Origin of the sequence: Kitasatospora sp. NPDC018058 (assembly GCF_044327205.1) — a bacterium.
Lineage (GTDB): Bacteria > Actinomycetota > Actinomycetes > Streptomycetales > Streptomycetaceae > Kitasatospora.
Genome location: NZ_JBIRFA010000016.1, coordinates 184,105 through 196,376, shown reverse-complemented (window position 1 = coordinate 196,376; position 12,272 = coordinate 184,105). Strand labels below are relative to the sequence as shown.

Below are 12,272 nucleotides of genomic sequence, written 5' to 3'. Positions count from 1 at the left end.
GCCGCCAACGAGTTACCGCCCGCGGGGACACCCGCCCCTCGGCCGTGCCGGCCCGGCTGCTTGAATCGGCCGCATGAACGTCTTCGAGGAGCGTCTGGCCGAGGGGGATCTCCCCGAGCAGTGGCGCCTTGTGGTCGAACGACTGGCCGTGCGTGCCCGGAGCTGGCCGGCGGCCGCCCCGGCGCTGGAGGACTTCTGGGTCTGGGAGCCGATCTCATGCCCGGAGAGCCGGGACGGCGGCGGGCTTCTGGTCTGGGCCGACCTCGTCCACGGGGACGGCCGATTCGTCAGGCGGACGTTGGGCGCCCAGCTCGATCGGGCGGGGCTGCGCTGCGGAGAGCTCAACTCCCATAGCCCTGGCAGCGCCCGCGAACTCGACGACTTCGCCCTGGTCGTACCGGCCGCCCAGGGCCGCTCGCCCCATGAACTGGCCGACGCGCTGCTCGATTGGTTCGTCCACCGGGCGCGGAAACAGCCGGAGGTCCGCCGGCGCCTCGACTAAGGTGGGCGCCGGGCCGTGACTGGCGCTGGGGTGGATTACCACCGGGAAACGGCCTGACATCCTGTCGATGCCGCGCGCCTGGGCGACCCGTACCGGAGCTCAGGAGTGGCACATGACCGACCTCCAGCAGGCGCGCCTCATGGACGGCACCGCCCTCGCGCGCCGCATCACCGAGGCCACAGCCGCCTCCGCCGCGGACATCCTGCGCCGCACCGGGACGGCGCCGTGTCTGGCGACCGTGCTGGTGGGCGAGGACCCGGCCTCGGTGACCTACGTGCGAATGAAGCGCGCCGCCTGCGCGAAGGCGGGCATCGTGTCGCGGCAGGTGGCGCTGCCCGCCTCGGTGGGCACCGCCGAACTCGTCGAAACGATCAGCGCCCTGTCCGCGGACCCGCAGGTGCACGGCATCCTGCTGCAGCACCCCGTGGGCGGGCACATCGACGAGCGGGCCTCGTTCGAGGCGATCGCGCCGGAGAAGGACGTCGACGGCGTCACGATGCACTCCTTCGCCGCGATGGGCTTCGGCCTGCCCGGCTTCGTCTCGTGCACACCCGGCGGGATCATGCGGCTGCTGGACGAGTACGGGGTCGACCTGGCCGGTAAGCACGCCATGGTGGTCGGGCGCAGCGCCATCCTGGGCAAGCCGGTGGGCATGCTGCTGCTGGGGCGGGACGCGACGGTGACGTACTGCCATTCGCGGACCGCCGATCTGTCCTCGCTGGTGCGCACGGCGGACGTGCTGGTGGCGGCGGTGGGGCGGCCGCGGTTCATCGCGGGGGCGGACGTCAAGCCGGGTGCCGTGGTGGTCGACGCGGGCTACAACCCGGGCAATGTCGGGGACGTCGACTTCGAGGCGGCCCGGCTGCGGGCGGGTCTGATCACCCCTGTTCCGGGCGGTGTCGGGCCGGTGACGATCGCCGTGTTGCTCGCCCAGACGGTCGAGGCGGCGGTGCGCCTGCTCGGTTAAGCCTCCGCCCCGGCTCCCGCCCCCGCCCCGGCCTTCAGGAACCGCAGGAACCCGGCGACGGCCGGCGCCACCCGCTGGCCCCGCCGTGTGGCGGTGTAGACGTGGCGTACCGGGGTGTCGTCCGGGTGCAGGGGCACCAGGGCGATGTCGGGGCGGGCGGCGCGGGCGGCCAGGGAGGGGATGAGGGTGGGGCCCATGCCGGCGGCGACCAGGCCGAGTTTGGCGGTCCAGGCGCCGACGGCGTACTCGATCCGGGGCTGGAAGCCGCTGCGCACGCAGGCCGCGAGCAGGGTGGATCCAAGCTCACGGCGGGCGGCGATCCACGGTTCGTCGGCGAGTTCGAGCAGCCGGACGCGGGGTCGGCGGGCGAGGCGGTGGCCGCGTGGCAGGGCGACCAGCACCGGGTCGTCGAGCAGTGGCCGCAGGTCGAACTGCTCGGTGTCGTAGGCGTCTTCGGCGGCCGAGGCGTAGGTGGCGACCACGGCGAGGTCGATCGCGCCGTCCGCGAGCTGGTCCAGCAGGTGCGCGGAGAGGCCTTCGGTGAGGCCGATCTCGACCTGCGGGTGCGCGGCGCGGAAGGCCGCGAGGGCGCTGGGGACGAGTTCGGCGTTGGCGCTGTCGAAGGCGCCCACCCGCAGTCGTCCGGCGTTCAGTTCGGTGAGGGCGGCGAGGTCGCGGCGGGTGGTGTCGAGGCGTTCCAGCAGGGCTTCGGCGTGCGGGAGCAGGGCGCGGCCGTGTTCGGTCAGCCGCACGCCGCGGGCCAGGCGGTCGAACAGGGGGGTGCCCAACTCGGCTTCCAGGGTGGCGATCTGGCGGGAGATCGCGGACTGGGTGAAGCCGAGGCGCTCCCCGGCGGCGGTGAAGGAGCCGAGGTGGGCGACGGTGCGGAAGACGTCCAGCCAAGCCATGTCCATTGCGCATGGCTATCATGCGAGACATTCGTTTGTCGCCTGGCTTGCGGGTGCCTAGCGTGGTGGGCATGGAGAAGATCGCTTTTCTGGGCCTGGGCCGGATGGGGCAGCCGATGGCCCGCCGTCTCGCCGCCGCCGGCTACCCGTTGACCGTCTGGAACCGCTCCCCCGGCCGTGCCGAGGGCCTCGCCGAGGCCGGTAGTGCGGCCGAGGCGGTGGCCGGGGCGGACGTCGTGGTCACCATGCTGTCCGATCCGGCGGCGGTGGCCGAGGTGGCCGGGCAGTTCACGGCCGAACTGGCCCCGGGCGCGCTGTGGATCGACATGTCCTCGGTCGGTCCGCGCGCGGTCGCCGAGCTGCGCGCCCAACTGCCGGACGGTGTGGGCATGGTGGACGCCCCGGTGATGGGCAGTGTGGGCCCGGCGGCCAGCGGGGACCTGGTCGTGTACGCGGGCGGCGAGGACGCCGACGTTGAGCGCGCCCGGCCCGTGCTGGAGCACCTCGGCCGGGTGCGGCACTGCGGCGGCCCGGGTGCGGGGGCGGCGCTGAAGGTGGTGGTGATCAGCGCGATCGTCGCCTCGGTCACGGCGGTGGGCGAAGTGCTGGCGGCGGCCGATGAGTTGGGCGTGCCGCAGGACGTCGCGGCGGAGGTGCTGGCGTCGGGGCCGCTCGCGGGGGTGGTGGCCCGGGCGCACAGCACGGTGTCGGACTTCCCCGTCCGTCTGGCCGCCAAGGACCTCGCCCTGGCGGGCGGCGGCCGGGTGCTGTCGGCGGCGCGGGAGGTGCTGCTGGCGGACCCGTCGATCGCGGAGCAGGACCTGTCGGCGGTGGTGACGGCACTGCGGCGGGGCTGAGCGGGGCTGAGCGGGGCCGGGCGGGGCCAGGGCCCGCCCCTGGGGCCCTGGCCGGCCGGACTCACCGTGGCCGGCTACCGGTCCGCGGTGAGCTTGCCGGCCGCGCCCCAGTTCTCCGCCGGGTACTCCTGGATCCACACGTACACGCTCTCGGCGGGGACCTCCAGCGTCTCCGTGAAGGCCTCGGTGATCCGCTTGACCAGCTCGCGCTTCTGCTCGACCTCGCGCGGGCCCTGCTGAATGGTGACGATCGGCATCTTCGGCTCCTAACCGGGGGTTCCTGCCGGGCTTCCTGCCGGCCTGTGCGGCCGGGTTCTCCGGCTGGGACCAGTCCAGCCGGTCAAGCCGCCCGCGCCCAGACCCGATTCGCTCTGGCAGCGATCACGAATCGTGATCGTCCCAGGTCGGGGCCGTTTGGCGGCAGGCTTCCAGGAGCAGCCCGGGGAGCGGGGCGGAGCGCCGTACGGCGATCGAGGTCGGCAGGGCCAGTGGGGTCCGGCAGGGGCGGAAGGCTATCCGGTGGGCGTTGACCATCCGGGCGTTGGCGGCGTACACCACCGTCCACGTGGGGGTTCCGGAGCCGATCGAGGCCAGGGTGTCCTGCAGGGAGCTGTGGGCCGGGCCGAGGATCGGTTGGAAGCCGGCCCGCGCGCAGGCGTCCGTCACCAGGTCCACCAGCGCCGGGTGGTTGCGGCGTTCGGTCAGCCGCAGCGGGAGGGTGGCGAGGTCCGCGAGATCGACCTCGGGCCGGTCGGCGAGGGCGTGCCGGGCGGGCAACGCGAGCACCAACTCGTCCTGCCAGACGGGCAGGAAGCGGAGTTCGGGGCTGTTCCCGGCGACGGCACCGCGGACGAAGGCGGCGTCGAGGCGGCCGTCCGCCAGCCGGGCGAGCCGTTCCCGTACCGGGATGGAGTGGAGTTCGACGCGTACGTCGGGGGCCCGGCGCCGGTAGGTGTCCAGGATCAGGTCGAGCCGCTCGCCGAGCCCGGTGATGGTGCCGAGGCGCAGCGCGGCGGGTGCGGCCAGATCGGCGGCGAGGGCGCGGGCGGTGTCCTCGGCGGTCAGGACGTCCCGGGCGGCGGGCAGGAAGCGCTCGCCGGCCGGGGTCAGCCGGACGTACCGGGGCGAGCGGTCGAACAACTCGACCTTCAACTCCCGTTCCAGCCGCCGGATCTGTTGGCTCACGGCGGGCTGGCCGAGCAGCAGTTTCTCGGCGGCCCGGCCGAAGTGCAGTTCCTCGGCGACGGCGACGAAGCAGCGCAGTTGCCGTAGCTCCATGGGGTCCCCCTGCTCGATGTGCGAACGGCCTATGGTCGCAGGCCTGGGCACGGCTCCTCCCCTGCCCCCCAGCCCGCCTCCGGTGTCAAGCGCCGAATCGGTATTCACCCGATCGTGGGGGCCGATGTGCGCCACGACGCCGTTGGGACGTAGCGTCGTGGCGGCGTACGGCGAAAGGCCTGGGGAGGGCGGCGGGAGTGCTGGTCATGTGGGCTGGGCTGCGGCGCGGTGCGGCGGCGCTGGCGGTGGCGGCGGTAGTGGTGGCGTCGGCCTGCGGTGCGCCCCCGTCCGGCGGCGGCGGGGGCGACGACGGCGACAGCTACAGCGCCCTGAAGGGCACGCCCGCGCCGGCGGCCCCGGACGGCCGTCCGCTCGCCCTGGTCTACCGCGGCCCGGCGGCCTGTGACGGCTGCCCGGAGGCGGCGCACGACATGCTGGAGCACGACGGCTTCACGGTGCGTTACATCGGCCCCGACGAGGAGACGGGCTTCGGCCCGGACGCGCTGGCCGGAGTCGCCCTGTACGTGCAGCCGGGCGGCACCAGCGGCCAGGAGGTGAGCACCGCCTGGGGCCTGCTGAAGCGCGACCCGAGCTTCTCCCCGGAGCTGGTGCGCGCCTACGTGCGCGGCGGCGGGCGCTACCTGGGCCTGTGCATGGGCGGCTACCTGGCCGGCGAGGAGCCGGGCTACGGCCTCCTGCCGGGTGACTCCGGCCAGTACATCGGCTCCAGGGACGCCACCGTCACCGACGACCGGGACCACCTGGTGGAGGTCGCCTGGCGCGGGCACCCGCAGCGGATGTACTTCCAGGACGGCCCGTACTTCGACGTGGACGGCCCGGACGTGGACGTGGTGGCCCGCTACACCAACGACCGCGCGGCCGCCGTGGTCGCCTCCTACGGTGCGGGCCGGGTGGCGGTCAGCGGCCCGCACCCGGAGGCGCCCGCGGACTGGTACCGCGACTACGGCCTGCCGGACGAGTCGCACACCGGCCTGGGCCTGGGCGAGGACCTGCTGCACACCCTGATGGGCGCGCCGGCGCGCCCGACGTCCTGACGGGAGGTCACTGCTCGGCCCGCAGCTGCGCGCGGGTGCGCATCAGGATGCGGCCGAGCGTGTTGCGGCCGGTGCCGGTGCGGCCCCGGCCCCAGTAGTGGTCGGTGCCGGTGTCCTCGACGAGCTCCTCCTCGCCGGTGGCCAGCAGCACGGCCCGGATGTCCGCGTGGGTGCGGAACTTGGCGGCCACGGCACGGCGCATCACGTCGTCCTTGACCCGCTCCCAGTCGCGGCGCAGCGGCCGGGAGCGGTCGCGGCCGAGCTCGGCGGCGCGCAGCGGGGTGCGGGCGCGGCGCACCAGGTCGGTGTGGCGGGTGCCGGCGAACTTCTGGGCCTGGAAGTAGTGCTCGGCGGTGGGCCACAGGTGTCCGTCGAGCTCCAGGGGGTGCGGTGAGAAGTTGGAGAAGCAGCCGTAGGGAGCTTCGTCGGCGCCGTAGAAGTAGATGGTCATCAGCGGGTCGTGGTCCGATCCTCTTGAGCGGGCGGAGCCGTACGGTCCCAGGCGCGCGCCCGCGCCCGCAACCGGTTTGCGCCCCTGTTCCGGCCCCGCCGCCGCGCACCCCTCACGCGCACTAGTGCACCCGGCCGGGCCGTCGGCCTGCGCAAAGCCCGCACGACCGCCGGGAAACCGCTCCCGTCGCGCTCCCGAGCACCCTCGAAGCGCCCCCGAGCACCCTAGTGCACTAGTGCATCAGTCCCAAATAACTGCAGTACAAGGCTTGTTGAGCATCATGCGTACGGCGTACGGTTGCGGGCATGGAGAACACCGACATCCTGGTCTCCGGTGCCGGCATCGCCGGCCCCGCCCTCGCCTACTGGCTGCGCCGTCACGGCTTCAACCCCGTCGTCGTCGAGCGCGCCCCCGGCCCGCGTCCCGGCGGGCAGGCCGTCGACCTGCGCGGCGCCGGACGCACCGTCATCGAGCGGATGGGCCTGATGGAGCGCACCCGCGCGCTGTGCGTGGAGCAGAAGGGCATCGCCCTGGTCGACCGCCGCGGGAAGCACATCGCCCGGATGCCCGTCGAGCTGTTCGAGGGCGAGGGCATCGTCTCCGAGATCGAGATCCTGCGCGGCGACCTCGCCGACCTGCTCCACCAGGCCACCGACGGCGTCGAGTACCTCTACGACGACACGATCACCGCCCTCGCCGAGGACGCCGACGGCGTCACCGTCCACTTCGAGAACGCCCCCGCCCGCCGCTTCCACCTCGTCGTCGGCGCCGACGGCCTGCACTCCGTCGTCCGGCGCCTGGCCTTCGGCCCCGAGGAGGACCACTACCGCCCGGTCGGCGGCTACCACTGCTGGTTCACCGTCCACGACCCCGCGCTCGCCCGCGACCTCGACAGCTGGTTCCTGATGTACAACGCGCCCGGCGGCCTGGTCGCCGCCGCCCGCCCGGGCCGGCTGCCCGGCGAGGTCAAGGCCTCCCTGGGCTTCCGCTCCGAACCGCTCACCCTCGACCGCCGCGACGGCGCCGCACAGCGCCGGCTGCTCGCCGAGCGCTTCGCCGGCGCCGGCTGGGAGGTGGAGCGCCTGCTCGCCGGGATGGCCACCGCCGAGGACTTCGCCTTCGACTCCTACGGCCAGATCCACCTCGACCACTACGCCCGCGGCCGCGTCGTCCTGCTCGGCGACGCCGGCTACAGCCCCAGCCCGCTCACCGGCCTGGGCACCAGCCTGGCCCTGGTCGGCGGCTACCTGCTGGCCGGTGAACTCGCCGCCGCCGCAGGCGACTTCGCCGCCGCCTTCGCCCGCTACGAGGAGCGGATGCGCCCCTACGTCGCCCGCGCCCAGGAGCTGCCGCCCGGCGGCATGAACGGCTACGCCCCCGACACCGCCCTGATGATCCGCCTGCGCGCCGCCTCCATGCGCTGGATGGACCGCTGGCCGCTGCGCACCATCATCGCCGCCCAGTTCGCCAAGGCCGGCGACATCGCCCTGCCCGACTACCCACTGCCCGCCCGCGCCTGAGCCGGTGTCGGAACTCCCGCCCGAACCCGGGCTTGCACCTCACGCGGCTTGACGTCCTCCCGGCCCTGATGGACCGGAATTCCTGCCACCCGCAGGTGCGGGTCTCGGTGGGTTCCTGCTTCAACGCGCTGCGCCGGAACGGGCCCGGTCTTACCTGCGCTCTGCGAGGCGTTTAGGCTGTCCGCCCGTCCGGCGGCCAGGATGTTGCGGGCGGCGTTCACATCGCGGTCGTGCACGCTCCCGCAGGCGCTGCACCTCCACTCCCGAACGCTCAACGGCTTGGGGCCGTCCTTGACACCGCAGGCCGAGCAGACTTGCGAGGTCGGCTCGAAGCGGCCAATCTTGCCGAAGCAGCGCCCATGCTTCGCCGCCTTGTACTCCAGCATGGCAACGAATTCGTCGGATAGGCGCGGAAGCTATAACGAAGCTGCACGATGGCCAACCTAGCGGAGGGAACTGACAACCCTCCGGGCCGCGGACCGGATCGGCCGCCAGCGAGCCGGACCTGCCCCTGTCACTACTTCGCGCGCGGCTGGTTGAAACGCAGCATGTTGCCCGCCGGGTCGCGGAACGCGCAGTCGCGCACCCCGTAGGGCTGGTCCATCGGCTCCTGCAGCACCTCGGCGCCGGCGGCGCGGATCCGCTCGAAGGTGGCGTCGCAGTCGTCGGTGCGGAAGATGACCCCGCGCAGCAGGCCCTTGGCCAGCAGCTCGGCGGCGGCCTGACGGTCGTCCTCGGAGGCGTGCGGGTCGGCCAGCGGGGGCTCCAGGACGATCTCCACGCCGGGCTGGTCGGGGGATCCGACCGTCACCCAGCGCATCCCCTCGAAGCCGACGTCGTTGCGCACCTCGAAGCCGAGCACGTCACGGTAGAAGGCGAGCGCCTTGTCGTGGTCGTCGACGGCGATGAAGCACTGGGCGAGTTCGATGCTCATGCCCGTCACGCTACGGGAGCGGACCCGCCCTTGGCCTCCGTACGCCGCACCGGGCGGGTGCGGATCTTGGCGATGCACGCCGGGATCGGCTCGCCGTCGGCGTGGTCGCGGGAGCGGTAGGCGCTCGGGCTCTCGCCCACCAGCTCGGTGAAGCGGGTGCTGAACGAGCCCAGCGAGGTGCAGCCCACCGCCATGCACACCTCGGTCACGCTCAGGTCCCCGCGCCGCAGCAGCGCCTTGGCCCGCTCGATCCGGCGGGTCATGAGGTAGTTGTACGGGGTCTCCCCGTACGCGGCGCGGAAGCTGCGCGAGAAGTGCCCCGGCGACATCAGCGCGGTACGGGCCAGCGCCGGCACGTCCAGCGGCTGGTCGTACTCGCGGTCCATCCGGTCCCGGGCCCGGCGCAGCCGCACCAGATCGGCCAGGGGGACACGGGAGACGCGGGGCGCACGGGAGGACACACCAGCCACCGTACCGAGTCCCTCCGACAGCCGTCCCCTCCCCCGCACGGCGCAGCCCGCTGGCGCCCGCCCCGCCGCTGCGCCGACCCTGGAGGGACGGTCGGGCGGCGGAGAGGGAGACGGGGTGGACACCAGCGACCAGCAGGACGCCGCCCCGCGCGCCCCCGGCAACCGGGCGGTGGTGCTGGGCGTGCTGGCCGCCACCGCCGCCGTGCTGCTCGTCCAGGCGGCCAGCGGCACCCGCTCCCGCCTGGTGCTGCTGCTGGTGTTCCTGCCGGCGCTGCTGGCGGGTTTGGGCACCGTCGCGCAGACGGTGGCCGTCTCGGTGTGGGTGACCGCCGTGGTCGTGGTCCACTCGGCGCTGTACCCGCCCTCGGACCTGTCGGCCCGGCTGGGCACCCTGGTGGGCGTGGTCGCCGCCGAGGCCGTCGTGGTCGCCCTGTGCGCGCGGCGGGTACGGCGCGAGCGCGAGCTGTTCCGGATACGCCAGAGCGCGGTCGCCCTGCAGCGCCAGCTGCTGCGCCCGCTGCCGGCCCGCACCCCGGAGGTGGACCTGTACGGGCTGTACCGGCCGGTGGAGGAGGACGCCATGGTCGGCGGCGACCTGTACGACGTCGCCGACACCCCGCACGGCACCCGGGTGCTGGTCGGCGACGTGCAGGGCAAGGGCCTGCCCGCGATCGGCACGGGCTTCGCGGTGCTGAGCGCCTTCAGGGAGGCGGCCTTCCGCGAGGCGGAGCTGACCGCCGTCGCCGAGGCCCTGGACGCGGCGGTCGAGCGGCACAACGCCTACGCGGTGCAGAGCGGCGACATGGAGCGCTTCGTCACCGCCATCGTGCTGTGCGTGCGGCGCGGCGCCGACGTGCGGGCCGTCAACTGCGGCCACCTCGCCCCCTACCTGCGACGCGCCGACGGCCGCGTCGAGGCCGTGCCCCTGCCCGCCGGCCTCCCGCTGGGCCTGGCCGCCCTGACCGACGAACCCCGGACGGTGGAGCGCTTCGCGCTGCCCGGGGACGGCGTGCTGGTGCTGCTCACCGACGGCATCACCGAGGCCCAGGACGCCTCCGGCGCCTTCTACCCCGCCGACCGGGGCCTGGCCGACCTCGCCGCCACCCCGGCCGCCGCCCTGCCCGAGGCCCTCGACCGCCGCGCCCGCCTGTGGAGCGGCGGGCGCAGCCGCGACGACGTCACCGTCCTGGCGCTGCACCGCGCGGCCGACCCCCTGCCGCCCCCCGGCAGGCAGCCCCTACCAGCGGCGTTCTAGGGTGCAGGCATGATCTCCTCTCCGATATCCGGCCCGGTGTCCGACCCCGCCGAGGCGCTGCGGGTGCTGCTGGAGGGCAACGCCCGTTTCGTCGCCGGCAGCCCCGAGCACCCCAACCAGGACGCCGGGCGCCGGGCGGCGCTCGCCCCGGTGCAGAAGCCCTTCGCGGTGCTGTTCGGCTGTTCGGACTCCCGGCTGGCCGCCGAGATCATCTTCGACCGGGGCCTGGGCGACCTGTTCGTGGTGCGCACCGCGGGCCATGTGACCGGCGCGGAGGCGCTGGGCAGCATCGAGTACGGGGTGGCCGTGCTGGACTGCCCGCTGGTGGTGGTGCTCGGGCACGACTCCTGCGGCGCGGTGGCGGCGGCGCTGGAGTCCCTGGAGCAGGGACGGCTGCCGGGCGGCTTCGTGCGGGACGTGGTGGAGCGGGTGACCCCGAGCGTGCTGTCGGCGCGGGCGGCGGGCATCGAGGACCCGGACGCGATCGTGGACGAGCACATCCGCCAGACCGTGGACCTGCTGCTGGAGCGCTCCCAGCTGCTGGCCGCCCGGGTGGCCGAGGGGCGGGCGGCCGTGGTGGGCCTGTCCTACCGGCTGCGCGACGGCCAGGCCCGTACGGTCGCCGTCCGCGGCGTCGGGTAGCGCGCGGGAACTGGATGTCCGATCCTCGCCGGCGGCCGGCCGCCGGCGGAGGCAGAGTCGGTGGCCGACAGCGGATCAATCGACGCAAGGACGGCCGGATTCCCGTGCACAAGGTCACCGACCTCAAGGTTCTCTACTTCGGCACCCCGGTGGTGCTGATCGGCTCGCGCAACGAGGACGGCAGCGCCAATCTGGCGCCGATGTCCTCGGCCTGGTGGCTGGGGCAGTCCTGCGTGCTGGGCCTGGGCGACAGCGCCCAGACCGCCGTCAACCTGCGGCGCGAGGGCGAGTGCGTGCTCAACCTGCCCTCCTCCGCGCAGGTCGACGCCGTCGACGCCCTCGCGCTCCTGACCGCCAACCCGCACATCACCGAGGGCAGGCGCGAGCAGGGCTACCGCCACGAGCGGGGCAAGTTCGCCGCGGCGGGGATGACCGAGCTGGCCGGTGAGCTGGTGCGGGCGCCGCGCGCGGCCGAGTGCCCGGTGCAGTTGGAGTGCCGGCTGGAGGCGGCGGTGCCGCTGGCGGGCAACGAGCGGTGCACCGCCTTCGAGGTCACCGTGGTACGCGCCCACGTGGACGAGCGCCTGATCCTGCCGGGCACCGACCACTATGTGGACCCGGTCGGCTGGGACCCGCTGATCATGAAGTTCTGCGAGTTCTTCGGCGACGGCCGCCGCCTGTCCCCCTCCCGCCTCGCCGAGGGCTGGCGGATGCCCGGCCGCCTGCCCGCCGCCGTCTGACGACGGCACAGGCGTGGCGACGGGGCGGCTGTTCGACGGCGGGACGGCGGGTCCGCAGGTCGGCGGGTCGGCGGGTCGGCCGGTTACGGGATCTTCTCGCCGCAGGAGTCGCACACCCGGGTCGCCGGCAGCTCGAGGAAACAGCTCGGGCAGATCGCCGGCGGGCGCGGCGCGGCGGCGGTGGCGGCGGCCTTGCGGGTGACCGTGGTCTTCAGCCGCGGGGCGAGCGCCGGGATGCCGCCGTCGGCGGGCAGCTCGGCGCCGAAGTGCCGGTAGCAGGCCAGACGGGCGGCGGCCGCGTGCTGCTCGCGGTCCATCTCGTCGACGATCGGCGGCTGCCCGGCCACCGCCAGCACGTCCTGGTAGCCGATGCCGACCATGCCGTCGGCGGCGTGCACCACCAGCGCCGTCAGCGGCGGGTCCCCGCGCCGGTGCGCCTCGCGCACCACCAGGGCCAGCACCTTGCCGATCCAGTGCCGCTGGTTGACGCTGGTGCGCACCCCGGAGGCCCGCTGCACCGCCTCGGCCAGCTCGGCGTAGGTGATCACCGCGTGGTAGCGGCGCGCCACGTCCACCAGGGCCGGGTAGGCCGCCCTGGTCCACACGATGTGCGCCTGGCTGACGGCGACGGCCGAGCCGTCCGACTCCCGCCAGTAGCCGCGCTGCTGCCCTGTCATCCGCCCGCCCCTGTTC

General features: G+C 74.2%; 15 protein-coding genes, 1 pseudogene and 1 riboswitch. Of the genes and pseudogenes, 8 read left to right on the top strand and 8 right to left on the bottom strand.

From position 1 onward, the window contains the following. The first annotated feature begins 73 nt into the window (after positions 1–73). Together ACH4E7_RS23785 and ACH4E7_RS23780 are read left to right on the top strand one after the other, a co-directional pair. Positions 74–502, top strand: coding sequence for a hypothetical protein (locus ACH4E7_RS23785; RefSeq protein WP_396251024.1), 429 nt, complete (start codon positions 74–76; stop codon positions 500–502). 5 nt (positions 503–507) lie between these two features. Then, a riboswitch (ZMP/ZTP riboswitch) is annotated at positions 508–593 on the top strand. Positions 594–614: 21 nt separating this feature from the next. Further along, the gene (locus ACH4E7_RS23780; RefSeq protein ID WP_396251023.1) at positions 615–1,469 is read left to right on the top strand and encodes a bifunctional 5,10-methylenetetrahydrofolate dehydrogenase/5,10-methenyltetrahydrofolate cyclohydrolase; all 855 of its coding nucleotides are present in this window, start codon (positions 615–617) and stop codon (positions 1,467–1,469) included. Here ACH4E7_RS23780 and ACH4E7_RS23775 read toward each other — a convergent pair. Further along, positions 1,466–2,383, bottom strand: coding sequence for a LysR family transcriptional regulator (locus tag ACH4E7_RS23775; protein WP_396251022.1), 918 nt, complete (start codon positions 2,381–2,383; stop codon positions 1,466–1,468). The two genes, ACH4E7_RS23780 and ACH4E7_RS23775, sit on opposite strands and share 4 nt — an antisense overlap. A gap of 65 nt (positions 2,384–2,448) precedes the next feature. Between ACH4E7_RS23775 and ACH4E7_RS23770 the strand changes: the two genes are divergently transcribed. Continuing rightward, complete coding sequence (locus tag ACH4E7_RS23770; protein WP_396251021.1) at positions 2,449–3,234, top strand: NAD(P)-dependent oxidoreductase; 786 nt, start codon at positions 2,449–2,451, stop codon at positions 3,232–3,234. A 74-nt stretch (positions 3,235–3,308) separates the two neighbouring features. Here ACH4E7_RS23770 and dmpI read toward each other — a convergent pair whose 3' ends face one another. Continuing rightward, the gene (gene dmpI, locus ACH4E7_RS23765; RefSeq protein WP_396251020.1) at positions 3,309–3,491 is read right to left on the bottom strand and encodes a 4-oxalocrotonate tautomerase DmpI; all 183 of its coding nucleotides are present in this window, start codon (positions 3,489–3,491) and stop codon (positions 3,309–3,311) included. A 124-nt stretch (positions 3,492–3,615) separates the two neighbouring features. Next, complete coding sequence (locus tag ACH4E7_RS23760; protein ID WP_396251019.1) at positions 3,616–4,512, bottom strand: LysR substrate-binding domain-containing protein; 897 nt, start codon at positions 4,510–4,512, stop codon at positions 3,616–3,618. Between the two features lie 206 nt (positions 4,513–4,718). On the opposite strand from ACH4E7_RS23760, the gene ACH4E7_RS23755 reads away from it, so the two are divergent. Next, positions 4,719–5,567 (top strand): hypothetical protein, encoded by an 849-nt coding sequence (locus ACH4E7_RS23755; protein ID WP_396251018.1) that lies wholly within the window; start codon positions 4,719–4,721, stop codon positions 5,565–5,567. A gap of 7 nt (positions 5,568–5,574) precedes the next feature. On the opposite strand, the gene ACH4E7_RS23750 is transcribed toward ACH4E7_RS23755, so the two are convergent. Next, positions 5,575–6,018: an NADAR family protein gene (locus tag ACH4E7_RS23750; protein ID WP_396251017.1), complete on the bottom strand. Its 444-nt coding sequence runs from the start codon at positions 6,016–6,018 to the stop codon at positions 5,575–5,577. 305 nt (positions 6,019–6,323) lie between these two features. Between ACH4E7_RS23750 and ACH4E7_RS23745 the strand changes: the two genes are divergently transcribed. After that, positions 6,324–7,538 (top strand): FAD-dependent monooxygenase, encoded by a 1,215-nt coding sequence (locus ACH4E7_RS23745; RefSeq protein WP_396251016.1) that lies wholly within the window; start codon positions 6,324–6,326, stop codon positions 7,536–7,538. On the opposite strand, the pseudogene ACH4E7_RS23740 reads toward ACH4E7_RS23745, so the two are convergent. The 3 genes and pseudogenes from ACH4E7_RS23740 to ACH4E7_RS23730 form a co-directional block, all read right to left on the bottom strand. Further along, positions 7,514–7,933 (bottom strand): annotated as a pseudogene (locus ACH4E7_RS23740) (zinc ribbon domain-containing protein); the annotation flags it as partial. The gene ACH4E7_RS23745 and the pseudogene ACH4E7_RS23740 sit on opposite strands and share 25 nt — an antisense overlap. Positions 7,934–8,055: 122 nt before the next feature. Next, on the bottom strand, positions 8,056–8,472 hold the full coding sequence (locus tag ACH4E7_RS23735) for a VOC family protein (protein WP_380616913.1): 417 nt from the start codon (positions 8,470–8,472) through the stop codon (positions 8,056–8,058). A 5-nt stretch (positions 8,473–8,477) separates the two neighbouring features. Continuing rightward, on the bottom strand, positions 8,478–8,858 hold the full coding sequence (locus ACH4E7_RS23730; protein ID WP_396251064.1) for a helix-turn-helix transcriptional regulator: 381 nt from the start codon (positions 8,856–8,858) through the stop codon (positions 8,478–8,480). A 199-nt stretch (positions 8,859–9,057) separates the two neighbouring features. On the opposite strand from ACH4E7_RS23730, the gene ACH4E7_RS23725 reads away from it, so the two are divergent. The 3 genes from ACH4E7_RS23725 to ACH4E7_RS23715 all read left to right on the top strand — a co-directional run bounded on the left by ACH4E7_RS23725 (position 9,058) and on the right by ACH4E7_RS23715 (position 11,579). Further along, on the top strand, positions 9,058–10,197 hold the full coding sequence (locus tag ACH4E7_RS23725) for a PP2C family protein-serine/threonine phosphatase (protein WP_396251015.1): 1,140 nt from the start codon (positions 9,058–9,060) through the stop codon (positions 10,195–10,197). 9 nt (positions 10,198–10,206) lie between these two features. Then, on the top strand, positions 10,207–10,839 hold the full coding sequence (locus ACH4E7_RS23720; protein ID WP_396251014.1) for a carbonic anhydrase: 633 nt from the start codon (positions 10,207–10,209) through the stop codon (positions 10,837–10,839). Positions 10,840–10,943: 104 nt separating this feature from the next. Further along, the gene (locus ACH4E7_RS23715) at positions 10,944–11,579 is read left to right on the top strand and encodes a flavin reductase family protein (protein ID WP_396251013.1); all 636 of its coding nucleotides are present in this window, start codon (positions 10,944–10,946) and stop codon (positions 11,577–11,579) included. 83 nt (positions 11,580–11,662) lie between these two features. Here ACH4E7_RS23715 and ACH4E7_RS23710 read toward each other — a convergent pair whose 3' ends face one another. After that, entirely contained in the window at positions 11,663–12,256 is a 594-nt protein-coding gene (locus ACH4E7_RS23710; RefSeq protein WP_396251012.1) for a hypothetical protein, read from the bottom strand. Positions 12,257–12,272 lie beyond the last annotated feature (16 nt).

Coding starts and splice junctions, on each gene's coding strand:
- ACH4E7_RS23785 (WP_396251024.1), top strand. CDS start 74: ATGAACGTCTTCGAGGAGCGTCTGGCCGAGGGGGATCTCCCCGAGCAG.
- ACH4E7_RS23780 (WP_396251023.1), top strand. CDS start 615: ATGACCGACCTCCAGCAGGCGCGCCTCATGGACGGCACCGCCCTCGCG.
- ACH4E7_RS23775 (WP_396251022.1), bottom strand. CDS start 2,383: ATGGACATGGCTTGGCTGGACGTCTTCCGCACCGTCGCCCACCTCGGC.
- ACH4E7_RS23770 (WP_396251021.1), top strand. CDS start 2,449: ATGGAGAAGATCGCTTTTCTGGGCCTGGGCCGGATGGGGCAGCCGATG.
- dmpI (WP_396251020.1), bottom strand. CDS start 3,491: ATGCCGATCGTCACCATTCAGCAGGGCCCGCGCGAGGTCGAGCAGAAG.
- ACH4E7_RS23760 (WP_396251019.1), bottom strand. CDS start 4,512: ATGGAGCTACGGCAACTGCGCTGCTTCGTCGCCGTCGCCGAGGAACTG.
- ACH4E7_RS23755 (WP_396251018.1), top strand. CDS start 4,719: ATGTGGGCTGGGCTGCGGCGCGGTGCGGCGGCGCTGGCGGTGGCGGCG.
- ACH4E7_RS23750 (WP_396251017.1), bottom strand. CDS start 6,018: ATGACCATCTACTTCTACGGCGCCGACGAAGCTCCCTACGGCTGCTTC.
- ACH4E7_RS23745 (WP_396251016.1), top strand. CDS start 6,324: ATGGAGAACACCGACATCCTGGTCTCCGGTGCCGGCATCGCCGGCCCC.
- ACH4E7_RS23735 (WP_380616913.1), bottom strand. CDS start 8,472: ATGAGCATCGAACTCGCCCAGTGCTTCATCGCCGTCGACGACCACGAC.
- ACH4E7_RS23730 (WP_396251064.1), bottom strand. CDS start 8,858: ATGGACCGCGAGTACGACCAGCCGCTGGACGTGCCGGCGCTGGCCCGT.
- ACH4E7_RS23720 (WP_396251014.1), top strand. CDS start 10,207: ATGATCTCCTCTCCGATATCCGGCCCGGTGTCCGACCCCGCCGAGGCG.
- ACH4E7_RS23710 (WP_396251012.1), bottom strand. CDS start 12,256: ATGACAGGGCAGCAGCGCGGCTACTGGCGGGAGTCGGACGGCTCGGCC.